This window comes from Candidatus Goldiibacteriota bacterium (genome assembly GCA_016937715.1).
GTDB lineage: Bacteria > Oederibacteriota > PGYV01 > PGYV01 > PGYV01 > PGYV01.
Window position 1 is genome coordinate 1 of sequence record JAFGWA010000031.1, and the last position, 17668, is coordinate 17668.

At 42.6% G+C, this 17668-nt stretch carries 11 protein-coding genes and 1 tRNA gene; all 12 read right to left on the bottom strand.

Features of this window, described 5'->3' with window-relative positions; all coding sequences use genetic code 11:
• Positions 1-117 precede the first annotated feature (117 nt).
• Positions 118-194, bottom strand: a tRNA-Arg gene (locus JXR81_03925).
• A gap of 301 nt (positions 195-495) precedes the next feature.
• A complete protein-coding gene (locus tag JXR81_03930) occupies positions 496-1998 on the bottom strand; it encodes an oligosaccharide flippase family protein (protein MBN2753996.1) in 1503 nt (500 codons plus the stop codon).
• Positions 1999-2039: 41 nt separating this feature from the next.
• The gene (locus JXR81_03935; GenBank protein ID MBN2753997.1) at positions 2040-3296 is read right to left on the bottom strand and encodes a competence/damage-inducible protein A; all 1257 of its coding nucleotides are present in this window, start codon (positions 3294-3296) and stop codon (positions 2040-2042) included.
• A complete protein-coding gene (locus tag JXR81_03940) occupies positions 3293-4150 on the bottom strand; it encodes an SPFH/Band 7/PHB domain protein (protein MBN2753998.1) in 858 nt (285 codons plus the stop codon). Before JXR81_03940 ends, JXR81_03935 begins: the two co-directional genes overlap by 4 nt.
• Positions 4147-5439: a nodulation protein NfeD gene (locus JXR81_03945; GenBank protein ID MBN2753999.1), complete on the bottom strand. Its 1293-nt coding sequence runs from the start codon at positions 5437-5439 to the stop codon at positions 4147-4149. Before JXR81_03945 ends, JXR81_03940 begins: the two co-directional genes overlap by 4 nt.
• A gap of 79 nt (positions 5440-5518) precedes the next feature.
• Positions 5519-8068, bottom strand: a complete 2550-nt coding sequence (locus tag JXR81_03950; GenBank protein MBN2754000.1) for a glycosyltransferase family 39 protein — start codon at positions 8066-8068, stop codon at positions 5519-5521.
• Between the two features lie 11 nt (positions 8069-8079).
• Positions 8080-8667, bottom strand: coding sequence for an orotate phosphoribosyltransferase (locus JXR81_03955; protein ID MBN2754001.1), 588 nt, complete (start codon positions 8665-8667; stop codon positions 8080-8082).
• Positions 8642-9415 carry an orotidine-5'-phosphate decarboxylase gene (gene pyrF, locus JXR81_03960; protein MBN2754002.1) on the bottom strand — a complete coding sequence of 258 codons (774 nt, stop codon included), beginning with the start codon at positions 9413-9415 and terminating at the stop codon, positions 8642-8644. Before pyrF ends, JXR81_03955 begins: the two co-directional genes overlap by 26 nt.
• The gene (locus JXR81_03965; GenBank protein MBN2754003.1) at positions 9408-10595 is read right to left on the bottom strand and encodes a polysaccharide deacetylase family protein; all 1188 of its coding nucleotides are present in this window, start codon (positions 10593-10595) and stop codon (positions 9408-9410) included. The genes pyrF and JXR81_03965 overlap by 8 nt, the downstream gene beginning before the upstream one ends.
• Positions 10585-11151: a phosphatase PAP2 family protein gene (locus tag JXR81_03970; protein ID MBN2754004.1), complete on the bottom strand. Its 567-nt coding sequence runs from the start codon at positions 11149-11151 to the stop codon at positions 10585-10587. Before JXR81_03970 ends, JXR81_03965 begins: the two co-directional genes overlap by 11 nt.
• Before the next feature lie 22 nt (positions 11152-11173).
• The gene (locus JXR81_03975; GenBank protein MBN2754005.1) at positions 11174-15625 is read right to left on the bottom strand and encodes a glycosyltransferase family 39 protein; all 4452 of its coding nucleotides are present in this window, start codon (positions 15623-15625) and stop codon (positions 11174-11176) included.
• Positions 15626-15797: 172 nt separating this feature from the next.
• Positions 15798-17486: a diphosphate--fructose-6-phosphate 1-phosphotransferase gene (locus tag JXR81_03980; protein MBN2754006.1), complete on the bottom strand. Its 1689-nt coding sequence runs from the start codon at positions 17484-17486 to the stop codon at positions 15798-15800.
• Positions 17487-17668: the final 182 nt, after the last annotated feature.

Below are 17668 nucleotides of genomic sequence, written 5' to 3' on the forward strand. Positions count from 1 at the left end.
CAGTGCTCCCGCGCTGTCCGGTTTTTATTCTTCAATTCAACTACGCGGACAGCGCAGGAGCGCTGTCCCTACAAAGGCTTAAATAAAAAAGCCCCCTTTGCAGGGGGCTTTTTTTAATGGTGCGCCTGGAGGGAGTCGAACCCCCGACCAACTGGTTCGTAGCCAGGCACTCTAATCCACTGAGCTACAGGCGCACTAACTGTGTATTGCTGGAAGCAAGTCTACTATATTTTACTATAACTGAGCTGAAACGTTTTGCGAGCTTTCAGCGAGCATACGAAAATCAAGGCCTTACCTTCCTATCGTTTCTTCGTGCGCAGCACGAAACAGGCGCACTTAATTTATTATAATAACTGAATTATAACCTCGTACAAAAAGCATTAAAAAAAGTACTGTTATGTATCGCTAAAAACAAACCTGAATCACAGATACAATATTACATTTTAATTACATATTTTTCAATTGTTTTTTACAGAAAACAGAATAACCTAAACATCAGGCTTTTTTTAATTTAAAAACTCCCTTTATTAGTTCCATATCATTATCATCAAATACCTTAAACAGTTTTATACATACGGCAGAATAAATAACACTAAACAATCCCGCCTTCGCAAAAAACAGCAGCCAACCGGTCCTGTTGCCCATTAAGTATTCCATGATTGATATTACGCCCAAAGATATAACGGCAGCCGCGCCGGGTTTTATAATAGACAGCAATATGCCGCCCGCTTTTCCGGATATAACCCTGTAAAGGATATACAACGCCAGCCCCCCTATTGAAAGCGATATAGCCGCAGAAATAAGAGTCCCCTTTAAACCAAAATATTTTGTTAAAACTATACTTAACACTATGTTTAATAAAGCTGATAATCCGGAAACCCACATTACTTCTTTTACCCGTTCCATCCCGTTTAAAATATTCATTGCAGGGTAGCCTATCAGGCTTGCGGTATACGCAAACGCAAGCACGGCCATTACAAGAAAGGCCTCTTCATACCCTGTCCCCAGCCAAAGGACTATAAATTCATTGCCAAAAGCAATTATTCCCGCGCATAAAAGTATGGATGCAAAAAACAAGTATCGGGTTACCTTTACAAACATGTCATGTATATTGCCGCTTTTATCTTTGCTTTTCAGTTCGGACGCGGCCGGAAGTATTGAAGACAGCCCCATAATTTCCGGCAGCTGCCAGATAAATTTAGAAACCGACGCGCCCACCTGATAATACGCCGCGTAAACAGGGTTTATAAAGTATCCAAGTATCAGTTTATCGGCATTCTGTCCCGTTAAAACCGAAACTTTTGACATCACAAGTTTCAGGCTTATGGACATTAATTCCCTGAATTTTTTTATGCTTATGTAATTCACCCCAAAAGCAAGCGGAGGATATACTTTTTTAACGTAACAAAGCAGTACCACGGTTTCCAGTATCAGGCAAGACATCTGCGCAACCGCCACGCCCTTAATACCATAACCCATGATAAGCGCGGCTGCCATTGCCGCTGTCCTGATGTAAGCTATTATTATATGCACTATATTGGTAATATACACCACGTTAAAAGCGTTAATCAGGTAAACAAAGGCAAGAAGTACAAAATTCAGCATGAACGCGTAAACGGTAAACGCCACAACAAAATAAGCATCCCCGGAATTTTCTGCAGCCACTTTAAAGAAAGCGTTCATAATCGGCTCTTTAAGTATAAAAAACGCCGCCGACATAAGAAAAGCGGTCAGCAAATAGAAGAAGAATACCGTGTTGGTTATTTCATTAATATCCCTGCTGCTTTTTTTAGGGTCATATTTTGGCACCATAATAGATATTCCCGAAGGCGTCTGAAGCCCGCCCGCAAGCTCCATAAACACAACCATCGCCGTAACAAGCGCCCAAACCCCGTACATTTCTTTCCCCACGTACTTTAAAATCATGGGGGTTATCACAAACATTAAAGGAAAAGTCAGGATAAAAAACACAATACTTGTAACCGTATTCTTTTTCATTCTTTCTTTTAAAGGTTGTTCTGTGTACCGCCATTCGTTTTTCAAACCGGTACACCGCCCCGATTTATTGTTTTTAACATTTCAAACAACGCCATCACCGCAGCCCTTTGACGCACAATTTCACGGCTGCCGGAAAAAATAAACCTGTTTACAATAACCGCGCCCTTATAATTTATACCGATATACACAAGCCCCACAGGCTTTTCCGGCGTGCCGCCGCCCGGCCACGCTATCCCGGTGACCGATATGGCACAGTCTGTTTTAAAAAGCTCCGCGCACTTTAAAGCCATTTCGCAGGCGCATTCCCGCGACACAGCTCCGTAGTCCTGTATTATATAAGGGTCCACGCCAAGAATATCTGTTTTAACTTCATTTGAATAGGTATTTATCCCGCCAATATAATATGATGTGGCTCCGGCTGATTGGGTCAGTTTTGACGCTATAATTCCCGACGTACAGGATTCCGCGGTTGATATGGTAAGTTTTTTGCTTTTAAGCGTATTTGCCAGCACGCCATGAAGTGCTTCTTCATTTTCACCGTACAGATTTTCGCCCAGCCTTTTTTTAATTTCCAGTTTTACCTTATTCAACATTTTATCAGCTTCGGATATATTTGCCGCTTTAGCGGTTATCCTTAATTCTATTTCTGTATGGTGAGCAAGTATTCCTATGGAAGGATTTACATACGACTCAAACAAATCTTTTATAAGGTCATTTACGGCGGATTCCGCCATTCCTGCTATTTTAAGCGAAACATATTTTATAACAGACGCCTGTTCCCCGCTTTTTTTCATAAGATAAGGTATAATTGTGTCCGTAACCATCGGTTTCATTTCATACGGCACGCCCGGAACGCAGGCAATTGTTTTCCCTTCATGTTCCAGTATGAATCCAGGTGCGGTGCCCCTGTCATTTTTAATAATTTCCGCGTTTTCAGGAACACCCGCCTGCGCCATGTTGGAATCAGCCATCTTAATTCCGCGTTTTTTAAAAAATTCATTAAGGTTTAAAAGTATATCTTCGTGAATTACTATTTTTCGCCCGGTACACTGTGACACAGCTTCCCTGGTAATGTCATCCACGGTTGGGCCAAGCCCGCCGGTGATAATAACGGCATCCGCACGCTGCAAAGCGGCTTTAATGGCCAAAACAAGACGGCCGGCGTTGTCGCCGGCCGTTGTCCTGAAGTATACGTTTATCCCCGCTTCGGCAAGTTTTCTGCTGATAAAAGAGGAATTAGTATCCTCTATCTGTCCCAGCAGAAGTTCCGTGCCGCAGGTGATTATTTCCGCGTTCACTTTATCGTTTCCTTCGCCTTTCCCGCAATCGTGGACACTAATGATGTAAGTTCCATAGGTATAACAAATTTGGTGGAATCTTTGGCGCCAAGTTCTTTTAACGCCTCAAAGTACTGCAGCAGCATGGTGTTGGAATCCACGCCTTTTGCAGCGCTGAAGATTTCATTAAGCGCTTTGGCGTATCCGTCAGCACGAAGTATCTGCGACTGCTGTTCGCCTTCCGCCTTTAAAATAGCCGCCTGTTTCTGGCCTTCCGCGACTGTAATAGACGCCACTTTCTGGCCTTCAGCTTCGGTCACAAGCGCGCGGCGTGTACGTTCCGCCGACATCTGTTTTGTCATTGATTCCTGTATTTCCCTGGGCGGGGTCAGCTCGCGGATTTCAACAGAGGTTATTTTTACACCCCAGCGTTCCGTTACTTCGTCAAGTTTTGTCCTTAACCTCATATTAATATCTTCCCTTTTAGCAAGCACATCGTCAAGGCTGATATCGCCCACTATTGCCCTTAAAGTTGTGGTCGCGATTCCCTGCGAAGCACCGGCAAAGTTTCCAACCTGAACAACCGTTTTTACCGCGTCAATTACCTTCCAGTAAATAAGAAAGTCTATTGATATGCCCGCGTTATCTTTTGTAATACAGGTCTGGGACGGAATTTCAAGATACAGTTCCCTTAAATCCACCCTTACCGGACGGTCAATAAACGGTATCAGAATAACCAGCCCGGGGCCTTTTTCTCCGATACATTTTCCAAGCCTGAAAACCACAAGCCTTTCGTATTCCTGCGCAATTTTAATGAACGACGGCAAAAGTACAATAAGCACAACAATAACTGTTACAATAACCGAAATTGTCATTTTGAATCCTCCTTCTTTCTTTGTATTTTTTTAACTTTCAATTTAAGCCCCTCTTCTTCAATCACTTCAACAATATCACGCGCGGCAACCGGCTCATCTGAATACGCCTGCCAGTCCTCGCCGCCCACATTAACTATACCGCCCGCCTGTGTTATTTCTGTCTGAGCCACGCCATTATGCCCTATTGTACTTTTTTTGCCGATAATTGATTTTCTCTTCTGCGCTTTTACCACAAGATAGACAATTAAAGCAAAAAAAGCCGCGGTTAAAACCACCATTGTACCTATCACAAAATACGACGGCGCCCAGAAGTCACCCGCTTCCCTTCCGGGAAAAAGAATTAAAGACCCAATTATCATTGACACCAGTCCACCTCCAAATAACGCGCCAAAAGCAGGCGTCATTGCTTCCGCGATAAACAATACCACGGCAAGTACTATTAATATTATCCCCGCCGTATTTATGGGGACGCTTTCAAAACCTATAAAACCCAGCACTATCGCGATAGCCCCCATTATTCCGGGAATAAGCGCTCCAAAATGCGCAAGTTCGTAAATTATACCGTAAATTCCGACAAGAAAAAGGATATAGGCAATATTAGGGTCAGCCAGCCGGTGCAGGAACCTGTTTCTAAAAGGCATCTTAACCTCTTTTAAAACATAATCCTTTGTGTTAATTGTAATCTCTTTCGCGCCCACTTTTATTTTTTTACCGTCAAGCTGCGTTAAAAGCGACTTTAAATCAGACGCAGTATATTCAATAACTTTAAGCGTAAGCGCTTCTTTTTCTGAAATGGATGAATTTTTTGTTATTGCTTCTTCCGCCCATTTTTCATTACGCCCGTTTATACGGGCAAGGTTCTTAATATAGGTAATGGAATCATTTGTTATTTTTTCAGCGGCTTTGTTGCCCTGCAAATCAATAGGGCTGGCCGTGCCTATATTGGTCCCGTCCGCCATTGCCGCCACGTGTGATGCCAGAAGTATAAAAGTACCCGCGGAAGCAGAGTGCGCCCCTTTGGGAGTGACGTATGAAATAACCGGCACTTCGCTTGACAGTATGGCGTCAATAATAGTTCTCATGGATTTCATCATTCCGCCCGGAGTGTCCATTTCCAGTATGACAGCGGAAGCGTTGTCTTCTTTTGCCTGTTTAATGGCATTTATCACATAATCCGCGTTTGCGGCGTCTATTATCCCTTCCTCTTTTACAATAAAGTATTCACCCGCGGCAAAAAGAGAAAAAGAGAAAACCAGAATAAACAAAACAGCACAAAAAGCCCTGCGCATATGAATACCTCCCGCCAACGATTTAACTTACAGGTTAAATGATATAACAAATAACAGCAAAACACAACTGCCTGAAAAATTATTTAAGCGGTTTTAAAAACATAGGGTCAATAATTTCAAATGACGACGATCCCGGTTTTTTCCACCTTAGATGCATCCGCGAATATCCCGTGTTTTCCATATATCTTACCCTTATTTTATGCGTGCCTGCCGAAAGGTTAATTTTTGGATTTCCGTCTAATACTGAATTTTTCATATCAACAGTTAATATGGTTTTACCGTCAATCTGAAGGTCCGCGTAATTATTTGTATCAATGCCAAACTCATAGGCGCCGCCGGCAGACTGAAGATAAGCCGTCCATTCCGCCGAAAAAGGCCCGTCAAGCGGGGGTGCATGCCAGTCAAAGGAAAGCACCGAATCTATCCTGTGAAGCGAAGGATATCCTTCCCAGCGTTCATTCCCGAAATATTTCGCATAAAACCCTTCCGAGAGTTTCCTGTCCCTGTTTGCCATGGCTTCCTGTTCATCCACCTCAAAAGCGTACATATGGACAAACGCGCTGTTATACTTTTCATATATCGTAATCAGCCTGCCTTTGGGATAAATTCTTGGCAGGTCATATACCGCGGTATTTTTATGCTTTAAACCAAGCAGATAATATATCTTCTTTCCTTCCGGATTGGCATAAGGAACCAACGAAGGCGAATAATAGCCATAACTTTTTTTTGATTTTTCACGCGCCAGAAAATAAAATGTTTTTTTCGCAAACGCAGGATCCACAATCCCGTACCAGTCATCCCCTTTTGACATTACAAATTCGGCGGCAGTCCTGCTTATAGTGTCAAAATTTGACCAGCAGACGTTATTTTTCGCCTGAACTTCAAAATAATCTTTATAGTTTATGCCGGCAATCATGCCACACCCGATAAACACTGTTACGACAGCCGCTGTTCTTGCCTTTCCGGCAAACTGTTCCGCCGCATAAACAAAAAACCTGTTTATTACAAACCCAACAAAAATAATTATGGGGATAATGGAATATATCACCCTGTGTGACTGCGGCGCCTCTATGGTTAAAAGGCCCGGGATGAGAGTACAGATAAACAGTGTGACAACAAAAAAATAAAAAACATTAAGTATTCTAAAAATCATAAAACCAAGGCCCAGCACCGCAAGGCCGCCGGTTACTATATCAAGCATTGGTTTGCCGGGAATATTATGCCTTGGGTTCTGGTCGCCGTATCTTGTAAACATCTGAAACGTCTTTTTAAACGTGTCTTTTATAGCCTGTTCCCTTGTAAATTTTCCGTGAAACCATGTCTGCACCAGTTTCTCATCAAGAATTGATACCTGCGAAGTCCTTGACATGAATTCCTGCCGGTGGGTTAAAAAATACCCGCCAAGCGGTGCAAAAGTAATAATGAAAAGCACCAGTGAAAGTATTATCTTTTTCCGATTTTGCTTATAAAACGAAATATCCCTTATGGCAATAAACGCGCCGGTAAAAAGCACCGCCAGCAGAAGCATTCTGCCGGGTGTGTATCCATAAGGAACAAGCCCCAAAGTTACGCCCAGGAGGGCAAAGTCCAGTTTTTTTCCGCGCGTCAGCACCATATAAATAAAATACACCGCCGCAATACCAAGAAAAACCCCAAAAACCGCGTAAAAAGTGATTCTGCTGAAATTCACATGCCAGCGCATTACGGCAAAGATAAGGCCTATAAAAAAAGCCGCTTTTATTCCAAACATACGCCTTGAAAGAAAATACACGCCGACAGCCGATAATATTCCAATAATAGCCATTGTAACCCTTGCCTGAACAATACCGGCGCCAAAAAACTTGAAAACAAATGATAAAATATATATAAAAAATGTGGAGTATTTTATATCCCCGCCCACATACGCCGGCATTTTATAGCCGTATACAGTACTTTTATTTATTACTTCAACCGCCGCCGCAGAAAGCGTGGATTCGTCATACGCAAAACCGGCCGGTGTTTCATTAATTATATAAAGCCTGAAAAAAGCGGCAACAGCCGTAATTATGGAAACATATATTATTTCTTTTGTCAGAGTTGACTTTTCCGGAATCTCCGGCACCTGAGAAATCACGCGCCTGTAACGGTAGGAAGCTTCAGCAGCCAGAAAAATTACAGACGCAATAACATACCACAGATATACCGAAGGATTAACGGAATTCCTGCCGAATATCATCGCCTGTCCCGTAAAAACAATAAAAAGCGCCAGCGCCATTATGTAAAAAGGCCCTATTGCCCCAAGCATTTTTTTAAAATCACCGGCCGCCGGCACAAAAGCCGCGCCGATATTGTCGGAAATTTTCATAAAAGGATTTACATCCGCCTGCGTTATTGCCGGCTGTTTATATTCAGGTTCTTTGACGCCGGCAGAAAATACAGGAGATAACAACCGTTTGGAAGGTAATACTTTGACAGCCGGAAACTCCGGCTTTTCAGCATGAACTTTTGCCTCTTCCGGCTTTTTTTCAGCGGTTTCCTTAACCTTATATACTTCTGTTATGACAATGGGTTCAGATTTTACTTTTACCCCGCAGTGCGGGCAAAATATATGGCCGGCTTCAATCTTCCCATTGCACTTATAACAGTACATATAGCCTCCGGTTACTTCTTTGTATTTCTGCTGCCCCTTTTGGTTATGGGCATGCCCTTTTTACACATAGGGCACTCTTTTTCTTCATACGTGGTTATGTCCATATGCGCAAGGGCAAATGTTTCGCCTTCTCCAAAATCTATATTTTTACCGCTTCTGTCAATTAAAAGGCCGACGCCTGCTATTTCACATTTATAATTCTCCTTAAGTTCCGCTATTATTTCCTGCACGGAACCTCCGGTTGTCACAATATCTTCAACTATTAAAACCCTTTCGCCTTCCGCAATATCAAATCCTCGGCGCAGTTTAAGTTTGCCTTCTTCCCTTTCCATAAAAATACCGCGCACGCCAAGCTGCCTTGCGGTTTCATAGGAAAGTATTATCCCCCCAATCGCAGCCCCTATAACAACATCAATTTTATGTTTCTTAAAGTGCGCCGCTATCTGTTTGCACAAATATTCCGTCGGCTTTGGCTGCTGCAGCACCGTGAACTTTTCCAGATAAATATTGCTGTGTTTTCCCGACGTAAGCATAAAATGCCCGACCAGAAGCGCGTTTGCTTTTCTGAAAACCTCAAGAATTTTTTCTTCTTTTTGCATTGTCGCTACCTTCCTTTATCTCTTTTAAGATATTTTCCACAGCCAGCACCCTGTCATCCGCTTTTAATATCGGCCTTGCAACAACAATATAATCCGAACCGGCTGAAATCGCGTCCTTTGGCGTCATTATCCTCTTCTGGTCATCTTTGCTTATTTTTCCTGTTCTGATACCCGGCGTCACTATTACAAAATCCGGCCCAAGTTCTTTTCTTAACATTTTTATTTCATGCGGCGAACATACCACGCCGTCCGCGCCCGCTTTTTTTGCGGATTTGGCAAGCGCAAGCACCATCTTTTTTACATCAAGGGACGTTTTAACGGAAGCTTTAAGGCTTCTATTGTCAAAACTGGTAAGCACCGTTACCGCCAGAAGCAGCGGAGGGTCAAGTTTCATCTTATCCGAAGATTTCATAATGGCTTCCTTGGCGTAGCTTATCATTTTTTCCCCGCCAAGCGCGTGCACATTTACCATATTAACGCCGTATCTGGCTGCTTCATAACAGGCGTTATATACCGTCTGCGGTATGTCAAAAAATTTGGCATCATAAAAAACCTTTAACCCTTTGCGTTTTAAAGTGCTTACAAGGCGCGGCCCGTCTTTGGTTATAAGCTGAAGGCCGACTTTATAATATTTAATGTATGGCGCCATTTTATCAATAAGGTTATACGCTTCCGCCATGTCATCAACATCAAGCCCAAGTATCAGTTTTTCCCTTAAATCAGCGTCTAAGTGCCTGTTCTTATCCATTATTTTCCACTTCCTTAACCTGTTTTTTTTCAGTCTTTTTCCTTAAAAGTTCCGGATCAACGTGCTTTCCTATTATAAACATCCAGGCGTACTCGTAATTACCGCCATTATCATCTTTGGCTATAACCCTTACCTCATGCGTGCCGCGCGTCATTTTTGTGGAGTATTTATATGTTAACATTTTAGTATCAGGGTTGTAAACCGAATCCTTTAATACAACCCTTCCCATCATAAATTTTATTGTGGCTGTGTTAATCCCCGCATCCTCCGCCAGTTCCGCTTTTATTACAGGTATACGTTCTTCTATAATGGCGGAATCAGGAGGATAAACAGATTTTATCTTTATCTGTTTTTTTTCAAATATCTTTTTAAACTTTTCAATGTCCGAATTGTTATAGAGCATTGTCCGTTTTAAAGCGAACTTATCCGTTTCAGCCGTGTTGTATGAAGGCACGACGGAAAAACCCGCCTTGTATCCGGCTTTTTTCACAAAAGCAATTATTTCTTCCGAATAAGCCCCGTAAGGATAAGCAATTGTATCCATTACAAGCCCGGTCTTATCTTCAAGGTATTCCTTCGAACCTACAATTTCAGATTCAAGAAATTTAAGGTATTCCCTGTCATCCATTAAATACTTTTTGCCTTTCCTTGTTTTCTGTTTCAGGGAAAGAATCGGATGAGTGGCGCTGTGGCTTCCGAATTCAAAGCCGTCCGCGGCCATTTCTTTTATCTGCGCCACATTAAGCGCGTTTTTTCCGCCCGGAAGAAAATGGTTATACAAATACGTGGTTGCGGTATACCCGTATTTTTTTAAAAGCGGGTAAGCTTTCTCATAAATGCTTCTGTATCCGTCATCAATAGTAATTACAACAGTCTTCGCGGTCGGGTTTTTTCCTTTTTCAAGGTATTTAACATATTCAGACATGGAAATTACGTTATATTTATTATCTTTAAGGTATTTAAGGTGTTCTTCAAACATATCAGGGGAAATATAATAAATATCCCCGAACACTTTCTTTCTTGGGTCGGTGATTTTGCGCTCTTCAAACCTGTGATAGCACAGCACATTTACAAGCGTTTCGTCATTTTTAATCTGGGGCGCCGCGGTTCCTGACGCCTGCATAAAAACAACCGCCGTTAAAAGTACAGCCAAAATTGCGGGTAACTTTTTAATTTTCATAACCACTCCGTTTTAAGTATAGTCTTTTTATATAAACAGCCGCCCTGCCTGTAAAAACGCCAAGCACAAGCCCGGCAGCTGTATCAAGCGGATAATGCCCGCCGGTATACACGCAGAAGAAAGCGGTTAAAAATACAAACAGTGCCAGATAAGGCCTTGCCTCTCTGCGGTCCCATAACGCGGCGGCAAGGGCCGCCGCCATTGCCGTGTGTGTTGAAGGGAACGCGTATCCAAGCCGCCTCATTTCCACAAGAAAATTAACGTCAGAAAGTTCAGCCACCGGCCGTTTTCTTGCAAACAGCGGTTTTAGAAACCTTGAACTTATAAAATTCACCGTAATTACAGCCCAAAGTGAAAATGCCGTATCCGCTTTATCCCGGCCGTCCCATTTTCTGAAAAGCAGGAAAAAACCCGCCGCCGCGGCAATAACAAGAAAAACATCGTTTGCCGCGTATTTCATTAACACGGCAAAATATTTATTATACAGCCCGGAATTAACAATTCTGAAAACCCAGATATCAGCGGAAATTACAGCGCTCTTTATTTCATTGAACATCATTACCTCTTGCGCATTTATGTCAGTAATTTATTTTATACAACGCGGACATTTCATTACGGTAAACGGCCTCTCCCATCATATTAAACTTTCCAAGGTGATCAGGATAAAGAGAACGTTCAATATTGCCCACATAAACATAGCGTATGCCGTATTTTTTAATCTTTTCAAGCGCGGCGTTAATGTCATTTGTCCTGTATATAAATGCCGCGTCATTGTTTCTTTCATTTACCTGTGTTCCCCTTCCGCTCTGCTGCGAAACCTGATATCCCCAGCCCACAAGCGTCGGAACGCCTGTATAAATTGAAATCCTGGAAGCGCCGCTGTACATACGTTCTCCCGGAGCTTCAAGTATGGGCTCTATTTTGTTAAGGTTCTTATTTATCCAGTCAATTGCCTTATAATCAAACTTGTCATAATCCATATCCGCGCCCATTCTTCTTTCAAGTTTTTCCATAAAAGCAAGGCCGTCTATGCGCGGATGTTTATACGCTTCTTTAACTTCAATATTGCATATGCTCATCTTAATCGCCGAACCCATTATGGGATACAGAACCGCGGGAAGCATTATGAAAATAAAACCGCCCATCAGAATAAACTTGCCGGCTTTATTTCTTAAAACAGCAAGCGCTGCTCCGGAAAATATTACCGTAAGGATAAAGAATGTTTCAAAAAGATTGCCGCCGTTTCTGAAATCAATAAAATAAAGTGCAAATGATACCGCCAGAAAAACAAAGGCGGAAGAAGAACTAAGAAGCACGGATTTAGGGCTGAACTTAAAATGTTTAACATTCTGGCTGTAAACCACATTAAACAGCTGAGGCACTGCCACTGCCAGAATTGTCCACGCCACCATATAGAACTTAAATACCGTGTTCATTCTGCCGTCTGCCACATAAAGAATTTCCGTACCCAGCACGATTCCAAGAGCCAGAAAAACAGCCATTAAGGAAAACCGTTCCGCCGTGTCTTTAGTTTCAAATAACCTCCACGCCATTACAGCCATCATTATCAAAAGCGGGCCGAATGTGGGCTGTAAAAAAAACGACAAGGCAGCGGCAGCAGCCGCTATAATAAGCGCCAGTGTAAAAGGTATTGAAACCTCATCACTGTAAAAAATATTTTTGGATATTTTTACTATGTTCCCCCATGTTTTTTCAAAACTCCATTTTTTTATCTTTAAAGCACCGGAGAGTTTTGCAACCTTAAGCCCGCCCGCGTAAATTACATACAGGCAATACGAGCATATGACAACAAAAAATACGGAGAAATATTTAAACATCTGGTAAAAGGTGGCGCGTTCCGGTTTGCTTATTAATTTAGGCCCGCTGCTGTACGGCGACTGAAAAGCCGAATGAAACGGAAGATAAAGAAGATAGGAAAAGCCCGCTACAATTATAAGCACAGCCATTACTTTTAACAATTCGTAAACAGCCGGCTTAATGCCGGGCCTGTTTCTTTTCACGTTATAAACACTTATCAGGTAATACACAGAAACCGCCGCGAAAACCAGCCCGTAAAGAAGAAACACAGGCGGAAAATTCCATGTATTAATTGTCAGCATTCCGCCAAGGGTCAAAGCCAGCATAAATGCCATAATAACGCGCTGAGGGTAATTATTGCCCAGCGCGGACATTATACCGCCGCCCTTTTCCGCGTTTTTAAACAGCGCGAATAAAAGCGCAATTGCAAGGACAGTGACAGGTATTACTATGTTATGAGCGTGCAGGTCGCCGTAAAGGTAGCTGAAAAACGGCACTTCTGTTATTGCGGGTGACGGGTAAATTCTTGTGGGGTCCCAGATAAACTGAAACCTTGAAATTAAAGAAGGTATTCTTGTCAGATTTCCCGCGGAAACCACCGCATTAAAAATGAATTCAAGCGTGTGAAAATTTCCAGCACAGGCTAAAAGCAGCCCGCCAAAAATCCCAAAACGGCGTTTGCCCGTCATGCTGTAAGCAAGCGAGAAAGCCGCGATAAAAGAAAGCGCGAACAGTATTGAAAGCGACAGGTTATATGTCACCCTTGGGAAGATACCAAGCAGTTTGGAAGCGGTGGCCAGCATCAGCTGCCCCCAGTAATAATAATTAAGCGTGTATCCGGAAAGCCACGGGTCCATAGGCGGGAAAGTCACGCCGTTAAAAATGGCGGACAGATAAGCCATTCCCATCGGTTCGCCGCCGCCGTTGTATCCATGTCCCGGTACATTATGAATATCAGGAGTCCATAATTTAACAATCACAAAAAGCATATAAGCGGCAAGAAAAAGGGTTTCAGTAAGAATTATATGCTGCCTGTTTGCGGAATAGAATTCAGCCGTTTCTTTTCTGTTTTTTAATGTGTACCATATAGAAAGCGCCGCTGCCGCAAAAAGCAGAATCCAGAGATTAATCTGGTAAAAATTCCATACCTTTGCAGATACCATAATCCAATTAATCCATGTAAAAACAAAAAGCCCTGATATTTTAGCAAGCCCGTAGCCCTTATCTTTTAATGCGCCGAAAACTTTTGAATGCATAGGCCATATAATCAGCGCAAGCACCTGTATCAGCACATACCATAAAAACACCGAAAGATAAGGCATTACAGGCGTAATAATATCCCGCACTTTTCCAATATTGGCATTAAACGCGCCTTTTTCTTTTTTAAAACTCTGCTGCGCCCCAAACTTTGCCTTAACTTCACTTTCGCCTTTTATTATCAGTTCCCTTAACTGTTCTTTTGAAAGGTACGCTTCATTTTTAAAAATATGAACATGCGGATGGTCGTAGAGCTGAAAAGATTCGTCCGATTTGTCATCTATTATATCTATTCCAAAAAGCGACGGATAAACGGCTTTTTCATAAGCAAGTTTAAACCCAAGTTTTTCGGGATTTGAAAGCATTGTAGTGTAATAAAAATAGTTAATAGGGTATTTCTGCGGCAGCCTTAAGTAAGTACCCTTTGCCCTTCTGTCCGCCATTACCACATAATCTGACTGCGAAAGTTTTGAAGACAGTTCTTCATATTTCCACGTAGTGTCAGGTTCCTGCAGCGCCCAGTGCAGGCCGCGGTACATTCCGGGATGTCCGTTTGCCGCGTATGTGGGAAGGTCATCACCCCACATTTCATTTAATACGGTTGTCTGTTTAGGCGGATTAACGCTGTTGTCCACCGCGGGCACGTTTGAATAAAACCATTCTGACGCCTGAACCCAGGTGTGTTTCTGAACGTAAATATTCATAAACGCAAGGCCGTAAAAAACCGCGCCCGCGACAACAACATACCTTAAAACAAGCGCGGACTTTTTGAATTTTGTTTTCTCGTACATATCATACAGAAGTTTGGCCGTAAGTATTGCCAAAAACGGCGTCATAGGTATTAAATACCTGTTAAACTTGGCAAAAGACGCGCCTATAATAAGGAAGTACGGCACTACCCACGCAAGTATTAAAAGCGTATCCTTATCTTTTATCCGCCCTTCTTTTATAAGATTCTTAAAGAACATAAAGATATAAAAGAACATCGCTATTAAAGCCGCGATTCCGTAAGGTATACCCATAGTGTATTTTACAAGGTTATCTATCTGATACAGGTACGGGGTTGTGTTCCTGTACTGCCTGTTATACGGAACATCCCCCTTCCCGGTCACAAGGATTTCTTTCTGGTAATTCTGGTCGCCGGTAAATTTCTTAAAGTCCAGTATCGCGTATGGCATAAAAACAAAGAAAGCAACCGCGGTAATAAGCACCGCCCACGCCATATTGATCCACGCTTCTTTTTTTCTTTCGGATTCAGCCCTGGTTTTGGCTTTAAGCGAGAAGAAGTAAAGCAGATGCGCGGTAAAAATAACCAGACCTACCGGCATTGCCGCGGTTTTGGATGCAAGCGCCGCGCCGTAAAACACAGCGGCCAGTATATAATTTACAAGAGTTCCCTTTTTATAAATACGCGCCGAAAAGTATATTGTACCCGCCACAAAGAAAGTGACAAAAGTATCAACAGTAAAGAAATGCCCCGCGTGAATATGCAGTACGGTAAACGCCAGCAACACCGATGACAGCAGCGCTATTTTGGGACCAAATAGAATAAGCGCGGTGAAGAAAATAAAAATAAGCGTGCCCGTGTCAACAAGGCCGGAAAGCTTTCTTGCGCCGCCGATTAAGGCTTTATTCATGTCTTTTATAAGCCCTTTACTGTGGAAAAAATTAATCATATCCTTTCTTGCCGCCAGTATATATAAAGGAAGGGAGCCGTATTGCAAGCCGATAGGTTTGCCCGGGTAAGACAAAGAAGGCACGGCATTGGAAACTATCCAGCGTTCATCGGGGTGAAACTGCCTGTCATTGGTCCAGTCCGCAGACTTTGTCCTAAGAAACAAAGCAATAAGGACAACAACCGCAAAAAGAATATACGTTCCTAAATTTGACTTTTTCTTTTCAGGTTTTGCCTTAACAACTTTTTTGACGGCTTTCTTTACTTTTTTCGCAGCCATTTGTCTCCCCTTTGGAATTCAGTTAAAATATTGCGGATTAAAGACCCGCGTCTGCCAACATTAAAAACAAGACGCAACATGTTGCGTCTCTACTTTAAAAAACAAAATACAAATATTAAACCGCTTTTGCGGTTACGCTTCTGCTTAACTGCTTTATGCTTAATTGCTTATTTTATTTCTTCCCCTGCTCTAAAGCCAGTGTCTTTGTTGTCATATCCATTACAGCCGAAGGGCCAAAATACTGTATTGGGCCCGGGAAAAGATAGCTCTCTGTCATTGCCCAGTTGTCCCTGTTTTTAACAAGGTATTTAAACGGCGCGCCGTTTAATTCAACCAGCGCTTTCTGAATAACGGGTTTTTCTTTCCCTTTTCTTCTTTCTATATTCATCATCATGGTAAGCGGAATTCCGCCGCATATCCACTGCGATGATTTCTTTGTAAGGTTCCTGACGGATGAGAGGTATCCGGTCATTCCATTTAACGCAAGAAGTACCGCGTTGTAGCCAAGCGCGTAGCAGTAATTGGTGTCAAAATTGGAAGGCGCTCCGCAGCGGCCTTCGTATCCGAAAAAGTGCGTGATTGCCGCGAACTTGCCTTTGTATTCGCCTTTTTCCTTTAATTCCTTTAACTTTCTGGCGACCATATCTATTAAAAGTTTTTCTGTTTCTATCTGCGATACCGCCACATTTCCGTGCGGATCGCGGTCAAGCATAAGCTGCGATTCAATACCATCCGGCAGCGACTTCATCAGCGCCGCAAGCTGTTCCGGCAGTTTTGTGTAAACAAACTGTTTTTTCTCCACAATTGAAGCCATTTTGGAAAGCGCTTCTTCATTGTCGGCAAGCACATCATTTAACGCGGAAATAAGTTTTTTAACTTCCGGAATAAATTCTATAAGCCCTTCGGGCACAAGCACAACACCGAAGTTCTTTCCTTTGGCTGCCCTTGCGGAAACTATTTTTGCTATGTCTTCAACCACCTTGGCAAGGGTCATATTTTTCGCAAGCACCTCTTCGCCGATAAGCGTAATGTTAGGCTGGGTTTTTAACGCGACTTCAAGGGTGATATGCGATGCGCTTCTTCCCATAAGACGCACAAAATGCCAGTACTTTCTTGCGGAATTTACGTCGCGGCAGATATTACCCACAAGTTCCGAGTATATTTTTGTTGCCGTATCAAAACCAAATGATGTTTCTATCTGCTTGTTTTTTAAATCCCCGTCTATCGTCTTGGGCACGCCTATAACATTTATAGGCGCGTTTTCTTTTTTAAAATATTCCGCAAGCAGCGCCGCGTTTGTATTGCTGTCATCGCCGCCCACCACAACAAGCGCGTCAATTTTACCCTTTAAAAGGCTGTTCTTTGTGGCTTCAAACTGTTCCGGTGTTTCTATTTTTGTCCTGCCGGACTGTATCATGTCAAATCCGCCGGTATTCCTGTAATCATCCATAAGTGATGACGTGATTTCCATAAATTTATTTTCAATCAACCCCGAAGGCCCGCCAAGAAAACCGATAAGCCGGTTGCCTTTATTTGCTTTCTTAAGCCCGTCAAACAGCCCCGCAATAACGTTATGCCCGCCGGGCGCCTGCCCGCCTGATAACACAACACCGATTCTAACCGCGTTTTTACGGACAGTTTTATTTACGCCTTTGCCGAATGTAACAATGGGCCCGCCATACACATGGTCAAAAAGGTTTTTTACGGTTTCTTTGTCGGAAATTGATTCCGTTGCCTTTCCTAAAACCGCTTTTATCATAGCCGGTTTGCCTTTTAATATTACAGGCAGTTCAGGTTTATATTTCATCCTCTCAAGCTGAAGTTCCGACCTGTGTACTTTTGATTTTGCGCTTTTTGCCATACCAATAGCCTCCTGAATATATAAAATACATGATTTTAAACAATAGGTGTATTATAGAAAAAAAGAGGGTAAAAAACAAGGTTTTTAAAGGCAGCTGTCAAGGCAAAGTAATTATGTCCGCTTTTTGGCAAAGTGAAAATGTCCGCTTTTTTATAACCTTGCCTCCGTTTCTGCTACATAAC

Excerpts from the sequence above, each read along its gene's own strand:
- JXR81_03930 (MBN2753996.1), bottom strand. The coding sequence starts at position 1,998 with ATGAAAAAGAATACGGTTACAAGTATTGTGTTTTTTATCCTGACTTTT.
- JXR81_03940 (MBN2753998.1), bottom strand. The coding sequence starts at position 4,150 with ATGACAATTTCGGTTATTGTAACAGTTATTGTTGTGCTTATTGTACTT.
- JXR81_03945 (MBN2753999.1), bottom strand. The coding sequence starts at position 5,439 with ATGCGCAGGGCTTTTTGTGCTGTTTTGTTTATTCTGGTTTTCTCTTTT.
- JXR81_03950 (MBN2754000.1), bottom strand. The coding sequence starts at position 8,068 with ATGTACTGTTATAAGTGCAATGGGAAGATTGAAGCCGGCCATATATTT.
- JXR81_03955 (MBN2754001.1), bottom strand. The coding sequence starts at position 8,667 with ATGCAAAAAGAAGAAAAAATTCTTGAGGTTTTCAGAAAAGCAAACGCG.
- pyrF (MBN2754002.1), bottom strand. The coding sequence starts at position 9,415 with ATGGATAAGAACAGGCACTTAGACGCTGATTTAAGGGAAAAACTGATA.
- JXR81_03965 (MBN2754003.1), bottom strand. The coding sequence starts at position 10,595 with ATGAAAATTAAAAAGTTACCCGCAATTTTGGCTGTACTTTTAACGGCG.
- JXR81_03970 (MBN2754004.1), bottom strand. The coding sequence starts at position 11,151 with ATGTTCAATGAAATAAAGAGCGCTGTAATTTCCGCTGATATCTGGGTT.
- JXR81_03975 (MBN2754005.1), bottom strand. The coding sequence starts at position 15,625 with ATGGCTGCGAAAAAAGTAAAGAAAGCCGTCAAAAAAGTTGTTAAGGCA.
- JXR81_03980 (MBN2754006.1), bottom strand. The coding sequence starts at position 17,486 with ATGGCAAAAAGCGCAAAATCAAAAGTACACAGGTCGGAACTTCAGCTT.